The organism is Bradyrhizobium sp. USDA 4354 (assembly GCF_054060315.1).
This window is the reverse complement of sequence record NZ_JBSSDC010000001.1, coordinates 522,768-538,415: the sequence shown is the minus strand read 5'-3', so window position 1 is coordinate 538,415 and position 15,648 is coordinate 522,768. Positions and strand designations below refer to the sequence as shown.

Below are 15,648 nucleotides of genomic sequence, written 5' to 3'. Positions count from 1 at the left end.
TCACCCCGATCGCAAAGCCCACCTGCCTTGCCCACGGGGAATGCCATGCCTGCTTCGATCATTCTGTCCGACCTGTCGCTGTCCACGTCTGACGGCCGTTCTCTTCTCTCCAACATCGATCTGACATTCGCGGCCGAGCGAACCGGTCTCGTCGGCCGCAACGGCGTCGGGAAAACCACGCTGCTTGCGTCGATCCTTGGGGAACACGCTCCCCAATCAGGGCGCGTTCTGATCAACGGCACCATCGGATCGTTGCGTCAGAACGTGCAGGTCCTTGCCGGAGCGACCGTGGCCGACCTGTTCGGGGCCCGCCAGGCGCTGGACCTGCTTCGCCGTGCGGAGCGAGGCGATGCCTCGGCCGACGATATCGCCGCGATTGACTGGACGCTCGAGACGCGGCTCGAGGCCGCGCTGGCGCGCCTCGGGTTCGATCGATCTCCGGACACGGAGCTGTCTTGCCTGTCCGGCGGCCAGATCACGCGGGTTCGACTCGCTGCACTGGTCTTCGCCGAACCCGATTTCCTGCTGCTGGACGAGCCCACCAACAATCTCGACCAGGACGGACGCAGGGCGGTGACCGATCTTCTCGCAGCCTGGCGCGGTGGCGCGATCGTCGTCAGCCACGACCGCAGCTTGCTGGAGACCATGGATGCGATCGTCGAGCTGACGTCGCTCGGAGCCGCGCGATACGGCGGCAATTGGAGCCGGTACCGCGAGCAGAAGGCCCTTGAACTCGCCGCAGTCAGGCATGATCTCGCGCATGCCGAGAAACGTCTCTCCGAGATCGACGGCAACGCACAAGAGGCCGCGGAAAGGAAAGCGCGCAAGGACAGCGGCGGCAGGAAGAAGCGCGCCAAGGGCGACATGCCGCGCATCCTGGCCGGTGCACGCAAGGATCGCAGCGAGGACAGCGGCGGCAAGAACGCGCAAATCGCCGTGCGGCGGCGCGCAGAGGCGATCGATGCTGTGGACACGGCGCGTCGGCGTATCGAGGTTCTTCAGCCGCTGTCGGTCAAGCTGCCCGCGACTGGCCTGCCGGCGGGCAGGGAAGTGATTTCGCTCGACGGCGTCAGTGCGGGCTATCGGCCGGAGCGGCCGGTCTTGCGCGATCTGTCGCTGACGATCGTCGGACCGGAACGGGTCGCGCTGGTCGGCCCGAACGGCTCCGGCAAGACGACGCTGCTGAAACTGATCGCGGGCGAGCTGCGCCCGCTCTCGGGCACCGTGAGGGTCAGGCCGGACTTCGCGTTGTTCGACCAGAAGGTCAGCCTGCTCGATCCCGCGCTCTCGATCTTGCAAAATTTCCAGCGCTTCAATCCGGAGGCGGGGACGACCGAATGCCATGCCGCGCTGGCGCGGTTCATGTTTCGCGCCGATGCGGCCTTGCAAGTCGTCAGGAGCCTGAGCGGAGGGCAGATGTTCCGTGCGGGCCTTGCTTGCGTGCTTGGCGGGGTAGCGCCACCATCGCTGCTGATTCTGGACGAGCCGACCAATCATCTCGACATCGAATCGATCGAAGCCGTCGAGGCGGGCTTGAGGGCCTATGACGGTGCGTTGCTCGTCGTCAGCCACGACGAGGCGTTTCTGCAAGCGATCGGGATTGCGCGCCGGGTCGATCTTGCCACCAACGCGCAACGTGAGCATGGCGGGATCATCTGATCCCGCCGCTCGGCCTGAATATATCGGCAATTCCTAGCAGTGATTTTCAAAAACCCGACGCCCTTCCCCCAGCGCGTCGGGTGGAAAAAATGAGTATCAATCCGTGATCCCAACGCCATTGTTGTGACTTGTATCTCAGCGATTTTCCACTCCGGGAAACTACCGCATCGGAGCGGGCGCGGTGTCAAGCGCCTCCGCCCGGTTCCAGCGCCTCGCCGATCTCCAGCGGATGGGCCATGGTCTCGTGCAGCGCGTCGCGGTCGAGCTCGCCTTCGGAGATGCTGATGACGACGCAGGCGACGCCGTTGCCGATCAGATTGGTCAGCGCACGGCATTCGCTCATGAACTTGTCGATGCCGACCAGGATCGCGATCGACTGGATCGGAATATCAGGCACGATCGAAAGCGTCGCTGCGAGCGTGATGAAGCCGGCACCGGTGACACCCGAGGCACCCTTCGAGGTGATCATGGCGATACCGAGGATGCCAAGCTCCTGCCAGATCGTCAGATGCGTGTTGGTCGCCTGCGCCAGGAACAACGTCGCCAGCGTCATGTAGATGTTGGTACCATCGAGGTTGAAGCTATAGCCGGTCGGAATCACGAGGCCGACCACCGAGCGCGAGGCGCCGAGATGTTCCATCTTCTGGATCATCTGCGGCAGCACGGTCTCCGAGGACGACGTGCCGAGCACGATCAGCAGCTCGTCCTTGATATAGGCGATGAAGCGCAGGATCGAGAAGCCCGCCAGCCGCGCGATCGCACCTAGCACGATCAGCACGAACAGGATGCTGGTGAGATAGAACGTGCCGATCAGCGCGGCGAGGTTGAGCAGCGAGCCGAGGCCGTAGGCGCCGACGGTGAACGCCATGGCGCCGAAGGCGCCGATCGGCGCGACGCGCACGATGATGCGGATGATGCCGAAGAACATCTTCGCCGCCTCGTCGATCGCGTCCGCAATGGGCTCGCCGGCCTTGCCGAGGAAGGCGATGGCGAAGCCTGAGAGGATCGAGATCAGCAGCACCTGCAAGAGGTCGCCGCGCGCGATGGCGCCCAGATAGCTGTCGGGGATGATCGCCATCAGATGGGCAACGATGCCCTCCTCCTTGGCCTTGGTGACGTAGGTCGCGACTGAGTTCGGGTCGATGGTGGCGGGATCGATGTTGAAGCCGTGTCCGGGCTGGAGGATCTCGCCGACCAAAAGGCCGACCGCGAGCGCGACGGTCGAGACCGTCTCGAAATAGATCAGCGACTTCAGCCCGACCCGGCCGACACGCTTGAGATCGCCCATCGAGGAGATGCCGTGCACCACTGTGCAGAAGATGACAGGCGCGATCATCATCTTGATAAGCGCGATGAAACCGTCGCCAAGCGGCTTCAAGGCCTTGCCGAGATCGGGATAGAAGTAGCCGATGAGCACGCCGAGCACGATCGCGATCAGCACCTGGACGTAGAGGATCTTGTACCAGGGCTGGTGTCGGCGATGGATGGCTGGCTGGATCGCGACTTGTGTCATAAAGTGAGCCCCGGAACGCATTGATCTTGCAGGATTTGGATCCTGCTTGATCTGCACCATGTGATGGCCGCCGCAGAAGTGACAATCACATTTTTGTCGGATCGCACGAACATCGATCGCGGCACCGCAATTGGGGGGAACATGGCGACCGCATCAGGCTCCGACGAGCGAACGCAAGGCTATTTTCCGCGTTGGAAGCTCAAGACCTCGGGCGTGATCATGCCTGAGGAGCGGCTGCCCTGGGGCCAGACCGTCGTCTCAGGTCTTCAGCATTGCGTCGCGATGTCAGGCTCGACGATCATCGCACCGCTGCTGATGGGGTTCGATCCCAATGTTGCGGTCCTGTTCTCCGGCGTCGGCACGTTGATCTTCTTCGTCATCGTCGCGGGGCGCGTGCCGAGCTATCTCGGCTCGAGCTTCGCGTTCATCGCCGTCGTCATCGCGGCCACCGGCTATGCCGGGCAGGGGCCGAACCCGAACCTGTCGGTTGCGCTCGGCGGCATCGTCGGCGCCGGCGTGCTGTACGGCCTGATTTCGCTGATCGTGATGTGGTCCGGCGTTGGCTGGATCGAAAGGCTGCTGCCGCCGGCCGTCACCGGCGCCGTCGTCGCCGCGATCGGCCTTAACCTCGCGCCCGTGGCGGTCAAGGCGGTCAGCGGGGGCGCGTTCGACACCTGGATCGGGCTCGCGACCGTCCTGATGATCGGCGTGGTCGCCGTTGCCGCTCCAGGCCTGTGGCGCCGCCTGCCGATCATCCTCGGCGCGATCGGCGGATATCTTTTGTACTTGCTGTTCGCGAACGGCCTCGGTTTCGGCAAGCCGATCGACTTCGCGCAACTGGCGGCCGCGCGGTGGCTCGGCCTGCCGAACTTCACCGCGCCGAGCTTTCAGGCCGATGCAATCTTTCTGATTGCGCCGGTTGCGGTCATTCTCGTCGCCGAGAACCTCGGGCACATCAAGGCCGTCGGCGCCATGACGGGCCGAAGCCTCGATGCCTATCTCGGCCGCGCCCTGTTCGCCGACAGCCTCGCGACGGTCGTGGCGGCCTGCGGCGGCGGTACCGGCGTCACCACCTATGCCGAGAACATCGGCGTCATGGCGGCGACCAAGGTCTATTCGACCTTGCTGTTTGCGTTTGCGGCAGCGGTGTCTATCCTGCTCGGCTTCTCGCCGAAATTCGGCGCGCTCATTTTGTCCATCCCGGGTCCCGTCATCGGCGGCCTCTCGATCGTGCTGTTCGGGCTGATCGCGGCGATGGCCGGACGAATCTGGGTCGAGAACAAGGTCGACTTTGCCAATCCTGCGAACTTGATCACCGTCGCGGTGGCGCTGACGGCAGGCGCCGGCGATCTCACGCTCAGGTTCGGTACGTTCACGATCGGCGGCATCGGCACCGCGACTTTTGGCGCGATCATCCTGTATCAGATCTTGACCTCGCCGGTGGCACGCCGCTCGGAATGAAGTCCCTGCAATATGCCACGCACACAGATGTCATGCCCCGCGAAGGCGGGGCATCCAGTACGCCGCGCCTTTCTGTGGCGATTACGACCATCACGGAGTACTGGATCGCCCGCCTTCGCGGGCGATGACAGTGGAGCCTCGCCTAACAGCGTTGCATAGCGGGATGGAACAAAATGCAGGTTCCATCCATGATCAGGCATCCCGGAGAAAGCCCATGCCGCAAACCGAACGCTCAACCTCCTTTCCCTCGCGCCTCGTCGGTCAATACGCCCTGGTGACCGGCGCATCGCAAGGCATCGGTCGCGCCGTCGCCGTCCGGCTCGCCCAGGAAGGCGCGACGGTTGCCATCAACTATTTCGATCATCCTGAAAAGGCCGAGGAAGCGCTCGCGCTGGCGCGGACGGCATCGAGCGACCGCGGCCACGGCAAGCCGGACCACGTCATCGTCAAGGCCGATATCGGTAACGAGCAGGAAATTGCCGCGATGTTCGAGACCATCCTGGCGCGCTGGAAGCGGCTCGACTGTCTTGTCAACAATGCGGGCTTTCAGAGGGAGTCACCGAGCGAGGCGCTGGACGTCGAAACCTATCGCCGGATCATCGACGTCAACCTCAACGGCTCCGTGCTCTGCGCGCAGAAGGCGCTCGCGCATTTCGTCGCGCGCGGCGGAGGCGGGAGCATCATCAATTGCTCCAGCGTCCATCAGATCATCCCGAAGCCCGGCTATCTCGCCTATTCGATCAGCAAGGGCGGAATGGCCAGTCTGACGCGCACGCTGGCGCTGGAGTTCGCCGGCCGCGGCATCCGCGTCAACGCGGTCGGTCCCGGTGCAATCGACACGCCGATCAACGCGGCTTGGACCGGCGATCCGGCAAAACGCGGCGTCGTGACCAGCCACATTCCGCTCGGCCGGGTGGGGACACCGGAAGAGATCGCCGCCGTGTTCGCCTTCCTCGCCTCGGATGATGCAAGCTACATCACGGGGCAGACGATCTATGCCTGCGGCGGCCTGACTCTGTTTCCGGAATTCCGGGAGAACTGGGCGAGCTGAACGTCAGCTTCGGGCCACGCGTGTCCCGCGCGGGGATAGAGGTCAGGGCCGGGTAGGGGTCTGCGGCGCCGTGTGCTATCGACCGTGGACGACGCTGCCGCTATTGGCAGACGCCGACACGTGACGGGCTCGTGACCACAACGATCAACATCAATGCCTACAGCGACGCGCTGGTGGTCCTCGGGACCGCCGGCGTCGTGGTGCCCATCGTCCGCCATTGGGGTATCAACCCCGTGCTGGGCTATCTCGGTGCCGGCGCCATTCTCGGTCCGCTCGGGCTCGGCTCGCTCGTTCGAGAAGTCCCGTTTCTGTACTGGTTTACCGTGACGGACGCGCAGAACGTCGAGGGTATCGCCAATCTCGGCATCGTATTCCTGCTATTCCTGATCGGACTCGAATTGTCGTTCAGGCGGCTCGTCACGATGCGGCGGCTGGTTTTCGGGCTTGGCGGCCTGCAGGTGCTGGCGACGTCCGCCATGATCTTCAGCGCGGCGCTGCTCTTCGGGCAGAACTCCGATACGGCCGTCATCCTCGGCGCGAGCCTTGCGCTGTCCTCGACGGCGATCGTGCTCGAACTCCTGTCCGCTGAGAGACGGCTCTCCACCACTGCCGGGCGCGCCAGCTTCTCGGTGCTGCTGGCCCAGGACCTCGCAGTCGTTCCCATTCTGGTTCTTGTCTCGGTGCTCGGCGCAGGCAGCGGCGGCTCCGTCGTGGCGCACATCTCCAGTGCGGTCCTGAAGGCCGCGGTGGCGGTCGCGGTCCTCACTCTGCTCGGACGGCTGCTGATGCGCCCGCTGTTCCAGATGGTTGCGGGCACGCATTCGACGGAATTGTTTGTTGCCGCGACCTTGTTCGTCATCGTCGGCGCAGGGCTTGCCGCACACCAGGCCGGACTGTCGATGGCGCTCGGAGCATTCGTCGCAGGACTGATGCTGGCGGAGACCGAGTATGGCAAGGCCATCGAGGCCACCGTCGAGCCGTTCAAGGGCTTGCTGCTGGGTATCTTCTTCTTCACGGTGGGCATGGCCATCGACTTCCGCGTGTTCATGCGCGAGCCTGGTTGGCTGCTGGTTGCCGTTATCGGCATTCTCGCCGGCAAGGCAATCGTACTCATCATCCTCGGCCGCCTCTTCAGGCTCTCATGGCCGGCGGCAATCGAGATCGGCTTCCTGCTGGGTCCGGTCGGCGAATTCGCTTTCGTCAGCATCGGAATGGCGGCGGCCGGCGGCCTGATCGAACCTCGCGTGTCGAGCTTTGCCGTCGCCATCACCGCCGTGACGATGGCCTTGACGCCGCTTCTGGGCATGCTCGGGCGACGATTGGCCGCGAAGCTCGGTCACGAGCGTGCGCTCGATCCTGAACTCGCGGTTCGGCCGCCCGGCGACCGGGCGCAGGCCATCGTGGTCGGCTATGGCCGCGTTGGAAAGGTCGTCTGCTCGCTGCTGACCAGCCATGGCCTGGACTACATCGCGGTCGATCACGATCCGGTCGCCGTGGCGCGCGACCGCCGCGACGGTCACAAGGTCTATTTTGGCGATGCGACAGAATCGGGCTTCCTCGAAGCCTGCGGCCTGATGCAGACGACCGGTGTGATCATCACCATCCAGTCGCGGCCGGCGATCGATGCCGTCGTCGAGCGGATCCGCGCGGCGCGGCCGGATGTGCTGATCGTTTCACGCGCGCGGGACGCCGATCATGCCCGTCACCTCTATGCGATCGGCGCCACCGATGCAGTGCCGGAAACGATCGAGGCAAGCCTGCAGCTTTCGGAAGCCGCATTGGTCGGCCTCGGAGTTGCGGTCGGGCATGCGATAGCCTCGGTGCACGAGAAGCGGGACGAGTTTCGGCTGACGCTGCAGCAAGCCGCCCGCATTGCAGGACAAGAGAAGGCGCGTCCGCTCGATCTCACGGGGCGCCGGCCTCCGCGATAGCCGCCGATCCGGGCGGCTGTACGCCGCGACTGTCGTGATCTGGCAAAACCCGCCCGCGCCAACTACATCTGCGCCATGACAAATGCTCCGCTGGCAAACCCTCCGCTCCAGGATTTCATCGGCCGGCACGAAAATCTGTTCGTGCTGACCGGCGCCGGCTGCAGCACCAATTCAGGCATTCCCGATTACCGCGACAGCCAAGGCAACTGGAAGCGGACTCAGCCGGTCAACTTCCAGGCCTTCATGTCGGACGAGCCTACGCGCCGGCGCTATTGGGCGCGCAGCCTGATCGGCTGGCGGCGGTTCGGCCAGGCGAGGCCGAACGATGCGCATCATGCGCTGGCCCGGCTCGAGGCGAACGGCCGCTGCGGGATGCTGCTGACCCAGAACGTCGATCGGCTGCATCAGTCCGCCGGCCACCGGCAGGTCATCGACCTGCACGGCCGGCTCGATCTGGTCCGCTGCATGGGCTGCGGCCGCAAGACGCCGCGCGATGAGTTTCAGCACGCACTTGGTCGCGCGAATGCGGCGTGGCTGACGCTCGATGCCGCCGATGCACCTGATGGCGATGCTGATCTGGAGCACGAGGATTTCTCGTCCTTCCAGGTGCCGGCCTGCGAAGCCTGCGACGGCATCCTCAAGCCCGACGTCGTGTTCTTCGGCGAGAACGTACCGCGCGACGTGGTGGCCACGGCGCAGGATCACTTGGCGCAGGCCGATGCCATGCTGGTCGTCGGTTCGTCATTGATGGTCTATTCCGGCTTCCGTTTTGTGCAAGCTGCCGCACAGCGCAATATTCCGATCGCCGCCGTCAATCTCGGCCGCACCCGCGCCGACGATCTCCTGACGCTCAAGGTCGAGGAGCGCTGCGAAGCGGCGCTTGCATTCCTGCTCTGAACGCGCCGGCGGCGAACACGCCTTGCCTATTGCATAGGTGCCAAGCAGAATAGCCGGGCGCGGCAATCCCCTTGTCGTCCATGGCATGGAAATTGCTGCGCTTTTGACCCCAGTCTTGACGTTCAGCACGGAGAATTTGGAATGCTTGAGGGAGCCGAGGTGCGGCTTGCCGTGGATATCGGTGGCACGTTCACGGATATCGTGCTGGACGTGGGACAAGACCGCAAGACGCGCAAGGTGCTGACGACGCCGCAGCGTCCCGAGCAAGCGGTGCTGGACGGCATGCGGCTCATTCTTGCTGATGCACGTGCGCATATCAGCGACATCGACGTCTTCATTCACGGCACGACGCTCGCGACCAATGCCATCATCGAACGCCGCGGTGCAAAAACGGCGCTGATCGCGACCGAGGGCTTTCGCGACGTGCTCGATATCGGCACCGAAAGCCGTTACGATCAGTACGACCTCAGCATCGACAAGCCGAAGCCGCTGGCGCCGCGCAGCCTGCGCTTCACCGTGCCCGAGCGTATCGACGCCCACGGCGTCGTCCGCCTCGCGCTGGATGAAGCGTCGGTGCGCGCGCTCGCGCCAAAATTGCGTGAGCTCGGCGTCGAGAGCGTCGCTATCGCCTTCCTGCACTCCTATGCCAATCCCGAGCACGAGCGCCGTGCGGCCGCGATCATCAGTGAGGAGTTGCCCGGCATTTCCGTGACGGTGTCGTCAGCCGTGTGTCCGGAAATCCGCGAATATGAGCGCACCTCCACCGCGGTTGCGAACGCCTATGTGCAACCGCTGATCGACGGCTATCTCGCCCGCATGGCCGATGCCCTGCAGGTCGAGCAGTTCCGCGGTGCGATCTACCTCGTCACGTCAGGCGGCGGCGTCACCTCGATCGAGACGGCGCGGCGTTTTCCGGTGCGTCTCGTCGAATCCGGTCCTGCGGGCGGCGCGATCTTCGCGGCGCAGATCGCGGCACGATTAGGGGAGAGCAAGGTGCTGTCCTTCGACATGGGCGGCACCACCGCAAAGATCTGCCTGATCGAAAAATACCAACCGGAGACCTCGCGCGTGTTCGAGGTCGATCGCGCCGCGCGCTTCCTCAAAGGCTCCGGCCTGCCGGTGCGCATTCCTGTGATCGAGATGGTCGAGATCGGCGCCGGCGGCGGCTCGATCGCGCATGTCGACGCGATGAAGCGCGTCACCGTCGGCCCGGAGAGCGCCTCGTCGGAGCCCGGGCCCGCCTGCTACGGCCGCGGCGGCGAGCGTCCAGCCGTGACCGATGCGGACGTCGCGCTCGGCATGATCGATCCTGATGCCTTCGCGGCCGGCACGATCAAGCTCGATCCGGAGCTGTCGAAGCAGGCGTTGCTGCGCGATGTCGGTGCGCCGCTCGGCCTGTCCGCGGAAACCGCCGCCTATGCCGTGCACGAGGTCGTCTGCGAGAACATGGCGAGCGCGGCGCGGGTGCATGCGGTCGAACGCGGTGCCGTGGTCGGCCAGCACACGCTGATCGCGTTCGGCGGCGCCGCGCCGCTGCATGCGGCGCGCGTCGCCGAGAAGATCGGCGTCTCCCGCGTGATCGTGCCGTCGAATGCCGGCGTCGGCTCGGCGGTCGGATTCCTTGCCGCGCCCATCGCCTACGAGCTGGTGCGCAGCCGTCATGTCCGTCTCGATGATTTCGACGCCGAGGCGGTCTCCGATCTCTTGCAGGAGATGGCGACCGAAGCGCGCGCGCTGGTCGAGCCGGGCGCCGCCGGTGCGCCGGTGCGCGAGCGTCGCGCCGCCTTCATGCGCTATGTCGGCCAGGGCCACGAGATCTCGGTCGAGTTGCCGAACCGGCGGCTGGCTTCAGCTGATCTCGCGGGCCTACGCCAGAAGTTCGAGACTGACTATTCCGCGATGTTCGAGCGTCCGATCCCGGGCGCGGCGATCGAGGTCTTGAGCTGGTCGGTGCTCGCCACCACCGAGGCGCGCAATCCGCCCGCCGTTGCTTCCGTGGCGCGCAAGCCCGCAGCCAAGGCCTCCGGCAGCCGAAAGTTCTTCGATGGCCGGGCCGGGGAAGTGATCGAGATTCCGCTCTATCGCCGCGAGGACATGGCGCCGGGTGCGACCATCGCGGGCCCCGCCGTGATCGCGGAGGACGAGACCTCGACCTTCGTCTCCACCAGTTTTGACGCCCATATCGACGGTGCCGGCAGCATCGTCATGGAACGAAAGGCGGCCTGATCATGAGCAAGGCAAGCAGCGCGAGCCTGATCGACCTCCAGATCATGTGGCACCGGCTGATCGCGGTGGTCGAGGAGCAGGCACAGGTGCTTTTGCGCACCGCGTTCAGCCCGATTGTGCGCGAATGCGGCGACCTCTCGGCCGGCGTCTTCGACCTCAAGGGGCGGATGCTGGCGCAGGCGGTGACCGGTACGCCCGGCCACGTCAACTCGATGGCGGAATCGGTCAAGCACTTCATCGATCACTTCCCGATCGAGACGATGAAGCAAGGCGATGCCTACATCACCAACGATCCCTGGATGGGCACCGGCCATCTCAACGACTTCGTCGTGACCACGCCCTGCTTCAAGGACGGCAAGGTCGTCGCGCTGTTCTCCTGCACCAGCCATCTCATGGACATCGGCGGCATCGGCTTCGGGCCTGACGCCACCGACGTGTTCATGGAGGGGCTCTACATCCCCATGCTGAAGCTGATCGACCAGGGCGTCGTCAACGAGACGCTGATGGCGATGATTCGCACCAACACGCGGCTGCCGATCGACACTGAAGGCGACACATATTCGCTGGCGGGCTGCAACGACGTCGGCTGCGAGCGCCTGGTCGAGATGATGACCGAGTTCGGCATCGACACGCTGGACGAGCTCGGCGATTACATCTGCGACCGCTCGCGCGAGGCCGTGCTCGCCGAGATCGCCAAGCTGCCAAAGGGCAGCTGGCGCAACACCATGGTGGTCGACGGCTATGATGCGCCGGTGACGCTGGCGGCGACGCTGACGATCTCGGAGCAGGGCATTCACGTCGATTTCGACGGCACATCCGCCGCCTCGAAGTTCGGCATCAACGTGCCGCTGTCCTACACCACCGCCTACACCGTGTTCGGCCTCGGCTGCGTCGTCGCCTCGCAAATCCCGAACAATGCCGGCTCGCTCTCGCCGCTGACGGTGTCGGCACCGGCGGGCGCGATCCTCAATGCGCCGAAGCCCGCGCCGGTCGCCTCGCGCCACGTCATCGGCCAGATGCTGCCGGACGTCGTGTTCGGCTGCCTGCGCCAGATCATTCCCGAGCGCGTGCCGGCGGAAGGCACCTCGTGCCTGTGGAATCTCAATGTGCGCGGGCAGACGCGAAGCGGCGTCGGCGGCAATTACGGGTTCTCGATGGCGGTGACCTCCAATGGCGGCACCGGCGCGCGCTTCGGCAAGGACGGCCTGTCGGCGACCGCCTACCCAAGCGGCGTGCGCGGCACGCCGGTCGAGATCGCGGAGACGCAGACGCCGCTGATCTTCTGGCGCAAGGAGCTGCGCCCGGATTCCGGCGGGGCAGGGCGCACCCGCGGCGGCCTCGGCCAGATCATCGAAGTCGGCAGCGGCGTCGATGCTCCCTTCGACATTCTCGCTGCATTCGACCGCATCGATCATCCGCCGCGCGGCCGCGATGGCGGCCGGAACGGCGAGGCCGGCTATGTCGGCCTGAAGTCGGGCAAGAAGCTGCGTGGAAAAGGTTTTCAGCAGGTGCCTCCGGATGATCGCCTGGTGGTGCTGACGCCCGGCGGCGCCGGCATCGGCGATCCCGGGGAGCGCGATCGGGCCGCCATCAAGGACGACATCGAAAGCGGCCTCGTGTCTGCCGACAATGCGGCTTCAGTTTATGGGTATGCGCGGTGACGCCATCCGGCGTCGGACATAGCGAACGGAGGGGAGCAATGATCACACGAAGGAATTTCACCGCGGGCGCAGCGACGCTGCTCGCTGCCGGCCACTTCTCCACCCGTGCGCGGGCGGCGACGGTGAGCTGGGACATGTCGACGGTCTGGCCCGACGGCAATTTCCACACCCAGAACGCGATGGCCTTCGCCGAGGAGGTGAAGAAGCAGAGCAATGGTGCGGTCGCCATCACCGTGAAGGCCGGCGGTCAGCTCGGCTTCAAGGGGCCCGAGCACCTACGCGCCGTGCGCGACGGCCTGGTGCCGCTCGCTGACGTCCTCAACATCCAGCAGGTCGGCGACGAGCCCTTCATGGGCGTCGAGAGCATTCCCTTCCTCTGCGGCTCGGTGGACGAGCTCAAGGTGCTGCACAAATATGTGCGGCCCGAATACGAGAAGATTGCCGCGCGCAACAGCCAGAAGATCCTCTACATCGTGCCGTGGCCGACGCAGTATCTGCATCTGAAGGCGAAGGTCGCCGACGTCGAGGGTCTGAAGAACATCAAGATCCGCGTGCCCGACAAGAACGCGGTCGACATGCTCAATGCGATCGGCATGGCGGCGGTGATGATCCCCTGGGGCGAGACGATTCCCGCGCTGGCCTCCGGCGCGGTGGCCGGCGTCTCCACCTCGTCGGTGTCGGGCGTCGACGGCAAGTTCTGGGAATTCCTGAAATACGTCTACCCGACCAACCATGTCTGGTCGTCGCAGATGCTCACCGTCAATCTCGATTCCTGGAAGGCGCTCAGCGCCGATCAGCAGCAGCTTGTCTCCGGCATTGCCGCCAAGATGGAGCCGGGCTTCTGGGCGAACTCGCTCAAGGCAGATGTCGACAGCCTCAACCGCCTCAAGGAAGGCGGCATGGAGGTGGTGCCGGTCTCGCAAGCCATGATGACGGACATCCGGGCCAAGACCGCACCGCAGCTCGATGCCTTCCTCAAGCGCGTGCCGGCGGCCGACAAGCCCGTGCGGGCCTATCTCGCCGAAATGAAGCGCGGCTGAGGGCGGAGCAGTGGTGAGCGTTTCGTCCGAAGCACCGCAGAGCCTCAATGCAGCGGCGCCCGCGCCGCTACGCATCGTCCTCGACGGCATCGATCGCCTCGGCCGGCTCGACGGCTGGATCGGCGGCGGGTGTCTCTTGATGCTGACGCTGCTGATGCTGTGCGAGGTCGCAACCCGCTTCCTCTCGAACTTCCTGCCGTTCTTCCCGCCGACCATCTCGATCGCGTGGGAATATTCCTCCTATCTAATGGCGGCGTCGTTCACCTTCGGCGCCGCCATGACCCTGCGCGTCGGCGGCCACATCCGCGTCGTGCTGCTGCTGAAGAACGCACCAGTGCCGGTGCAGCGCGCGCTCGAGGTCCTCTCGGCCGCGGCCGGCTTCGCCTTCATGGCGTTCCTGACCTCGGCCATGGCGAAATTCGCCTGGAGCGCGTTCGTTCGCGGCCAGGTCTCGACCTCGAGCGACACGCCGCTGTGGTTTCCGCAAGCCGTCGTCACCTTCGGCATGCTGCTGCTCACGCTCCAGTTCCTGGCGCGCGCGATCCAGGCCGCACTCGGCCTGCCGCTGGAGGACCATCGCATGAAGGCCTCGCCCGTCGAATGACCGCTTTGCTCACACCCGGATCCAGGATCGCATGACCATCGAAGTCCTCGCCCTCTTTGCGATCCTGTTTGCGCTGCTGGCCTGCGGGGTCTGGATCGGCCTCACGCTGGCGCTCACCGCGACGCTGCTGCTCGCGACGTTCCGCTCGATCCCGCTCGACAAGCTGCTGCCGCAATATGCCTGGAACATCCTCACCACGCAGGAGCTGCTGGCGCTGCCGCTGTTCATCCTGATGGGCGAATTGCTGTTCCGCACGCGCCTGTCGCGCTCGCTGTTTCAGGGATTGGCGCCGTGGGCCGGTGTGCTGCCCGGCCGCCTGCTGCATGTGAACGTGATCGGCTGCACCATCTTCGCGGCGATCTCGGGCTCGTCGGCCGCGACCACGCAGGTGATCGGCCGCATGTCGCTCAACGAGCTGCTGCGCCGCGGCTATTCGCGCGACATAGCGATCGGCTCACTCGCCGGCGCCGGCACGCTCGGCTTCCTCATTCCGCCGTCCAACATCATGATCATCTACGGCGTGCTCGGTGACGTCTCGATCTTGAAGCTGTTCACGGCCGGCGTGCTGCCCGGCCTGCTGCTCGCGGCGACCTTCATGGGCTGGGTGATGCTGCACACCAGCCTCAATCCCGCGATGGTGCCGGAGACGGAAGCCAAACTTTCGCAGGTACCGTGGGGCGAACGTTTCGTCGCGCTGAAGGATCTCGCGCCGGCGCTGTTCCTGATCGCCTGCGTGCTCGGCTCGATGTATGGCGGGCTCGCAACGCCCTCGGAGGCCGCCGCTGTCGGCGTGCTCGGCGCGGGGCTCGTCGCCTGGGCGCAAGGGTCGATGTCGCAACAGGTAATGCGCGACGTGCTGATCGGCTCGGTCGTCACCTGCTCGATGATCGCGCTGATCGTGCTCGGCGCCTCGATCCTCGGCAATGCCGCGGCCTTCCTCGGCATCCCGCAGGCGGTGGCCGCCTTCGTCAAGGGGCTCGGCCTATCGCCCTTCATGCTGATCGTGGCGCTGATCGTCTTCTATCTCGTGCTCGGCTGCTTCCTCGACGGCTTCTCGATGATCGTGATGACGTTGCCGATCGTGCTGCCGATCGTGAAGGGCGCCGGCTTCGATGAGGTCTGGTTCGGCGTCTTCCTCGTGCTCGCCGTCGAAATGGCGCAGATCACGCCTCCGGTCGGCTTCAACCTGTTCGTGATCCAAGGCCTGACTGAGGATGGCCTCGGCTACATCGCGCGCGTCACGATGCCATATCTCATGATCATGATCGGCTTCGTGCTGCTGCTGACGCTCTGGCCGGGCATCGTCACGATATTGCCGAAAATGCTTTACGGATAAGCCGCTCCGTTCCGGGATCGGCCGATCGAGGCGGAAACGTCAGCACCGCTGCCGTTTCAGTTCGCCCTGCATCAAAGTCGCTCTTGCGCGCATTCCGTGTTTGCACGTCCTGTGATCCGTCGTACACTGTAACGGCAAGCGGAAGTACAACAGCAATCACTCCAGTGAACGTGGCTCCTCGGTGCGATGCGCCGAGAGAGGGGACGTCTGTTGCCGACTCAGTCCGATGGAGGACGATCGACGCACACTGAATTGCAGATACCCTCGCG

General features: G+C 65.0%; 11 protein-coding genes. 10 read left to right on the top strand and 1 reads right to left on the bottom strand.

Annotated elements, in window-relative coordinates; translation table 11 throughout:
• Nucleotides 1–45 precede the first annotated feature (45 nt).
• Nucleotides 46–1,659: an ABC-F family ATP-binding cassette domain-containing protein gene (locus ACVIIV_RS02575; RefSeq protein WP_456742766.1), complete on the top strand. Its 1,614-nt coding sequence runs from the start codon at nucleotides 46–48 to the stop codon at nucleotides 1,657–1,659.
• Nucleotides 1,660–1,843: 184 nt separating this feature from the next.
• Here ACVIIV_RS02575 and ACVIIV_RS02570 read toward each other — a convergent pair whose 3' ends face one another.
• Entirely contained in the window at nucleotides 1,844–3,172 is a 1,329-nt protein-coding gene (locus tag ACVIIV_RS02570; protein ID WP_456742765.1) for a dicarboxylate/amino acid:cation symporter, read from the bottom strand.
• Nucleotides 3,173–3,313: 141 nt separating this feature from the next.
• On the opposite strand from ACVIIV_RS02570, the gene ACVIIV_RS02565 reads away from it, so the two are divergent.
• The 9 genes from ACVIIV_RS02565 to ACVIIV_RS02525 all read left to right on the top strand — a co-directional run bounded on the left by ACVIIV_RS02565 (nucleotide 3,314) and on the right by ACVIIV_RS02525 (nucleotide 15,379).
• Entirely contained in the window at nucleotides 3,314–4,633 is a 1,320-nt protein-coding gene (locus tag ACVIIV_RS02565; protein ID WP_456742764.1) for a solute carrier family 23 protein, read from the top strand.
• 214 nt (nucleotides 4,634–4,847) lie between these two features.
• Nucleotides 4,848–5,684: an SDR family oxidoreductase gene (locus ACVIIV_RS02560; RefSeq protein WP_456742763.1), complete on the top strand. Its 837-nt coding sequence runs from the start codon at nucleotides 4,848–4,850 to the stop codon at nucleotides 5,682–5,684.
• A 131-nt stretch (nucleotides 5,685–5,815) separates the two neighbouring features.
• Nucleotides 5,816–7,615, top strand: a complete 1,800-nt coding sequence (locus ACVIIV_RS02555) for a cation:proton antiporter domain-containing protein (protein ID WP_456742762.1) — start codon at nucleotides 5,816–5,818, stop codon at nucleotides 7,613–7,615.
• 75 nt (nucleotides 7,616–7,690) lie between these two features.
• Nucleotides 7,691–8,512: an NAD-dependent protein deacetylase gene (locus tag ACVIIV_RS02550; RefSeq protein ID WP_456742761.1), complete on the top strand. Its 822-nt coding sequence runs from the start codon at nucleotides 7,691–7,693 to the stop codon at nucleotides 8,510–8,512.
• 141 nt (nucleotides 8,513–8,653) lie between these two features.
• Nucleotides 8,654–10,738: a hydantoinase/oxoprolinase family protein gene (locus ACVIIV_RS02545; RefSeq protein ID WP_456742760.1), complete on the top strand. Its 2,085-nt coding sequence runs from the start codon at nucleotides 8,654–8,656 to the stop codon at nucleotides 10,736–10,738.
• 2 nt (nucleotides 10,739–10,740) lie between these two features.
• Nucleotides 10,741–12,399: a hydantoinase B/oxoprolinase family protein gene (locus ACVIIV_RS02540; RefSeq protein ID WP_456742759.1), complete on the top strand. Its 1,659-nt coding sequence runs from the start codon at nucleotides 10,741–10,743 to the stop codon at nucleotides 12,397–12,399.
• Between the two features lie 38 nt (nucleotides 12,400–12,437).
• Nucleotides 12,438–13,439, top strand: coding sequence for a TRAP transporter substrate-binding protein (locus ACVIIV_RS02535; protein ID WP_456742758.1), 1,002 nt, complete (start codon nucleotides 12,438–12,440; stop codon nucleotides 13,437–13,439).
• A gap of 10 nt (nucleotides 13,440–13,449) precedes the next feature.
• Nucleotides 13,450–14,043: a TRAP transporter small permease subunit gene (locus ACVIIV_RS02530; RefSeq protein ID WP_456742757.1), complete on the top strand. Its 594-nt coding sequence runs from the start codon at nucleotides 13,450–13,452 to the stop codon at nucleotides 14,041–14,043.
• 31 nt (nucleotides 14,044–14,074) lie between these two features.
• Nucleotides 14,075–15,379, top strand: a complete 1,305-nt coding sequence (locus tag ACVIIV_RS02525; RefSeq protein ID WP_456742756.1) for a TRAP transporter large permease — start codon at nucleotides 14,075–14,077, stop codon at nucleotides 15,377–15,379.
• Nucleotides 15,380–15,648 lie beyond the last annotated feature (269 nt).

What these genes read in the sequence shown, in the direction of transcription:
- ACVIIV_RS02575 (WP_456742766.1), top strand. Translation starts at nt 46, where the DNA reads ATGCCTGCTTCGATCATTCTGTCCGACCTGTCGCTGTCCACGTCTGAC.
- ACVIIV_RS02570 (WP_456742765.1), bottom strand. Translation starts at nt 3,172, where the DNA reads ATGACACAAGTCGCGATCCAGCCAGCCATCCATCGCCGACACCAGCCC.
- ACVIIV_RS02565 (WP_456742764.1), top strand. Translation starts at nt 3,314, where the DNA reads ATGGCGACCGCATCAGGCTCCGACGAGCGAACGCAAGGCTATTTTCCG.
- ACVIIV_RS02560 (WP_456742763.1), top strand. Translation starts at nt 4,848, where the DNA reads ATGCCGCAAACCGAACGCTCAACCTCCTTTCCCTCGCGCCTCGTCGGT.
- ACVIIV_RS02550 (WP_456742761.1), top strand. Translation starts at nt 7,691, where the DNA reads ATGACAAATGCTCCGCTGGCAAACCCTCCGCTCCAGGATTTCATCGGC.
- ACVIIV_RS02545 (WP_456742760.1), top strand. Translation starts at nt 8,654, where the DNA reads ATGCTTGAGGGAGCCGAGGTGCGGCTTGCCGTGGATATCGGTGGCACG.
- ACVIIV_RS02540 (WP_456742759.1), top strand. Translation starts at nt 10,741, where the DNA reads ATGAGCAAGGCAAGCAGCGCGAGCCTGATCGACCTCCAGATCATGTGG.
- ACVIIV_RS02535 (WP_456742758.1), top strand. Translation starts at nt 12,438, where the DNA reads ATGATCACACGAAGGAATTTCACCGCGGGCGCAGCGACGCTGCTCGCT.
- ACVIIV_RS02525 (WP_456742756.1), top strand. Translation starts at nt 14,075, where the DNA reads ATGACCATCGAAGTCCTCGCCCTCTTTGCGATCCTGTTTGCGCTGCTG.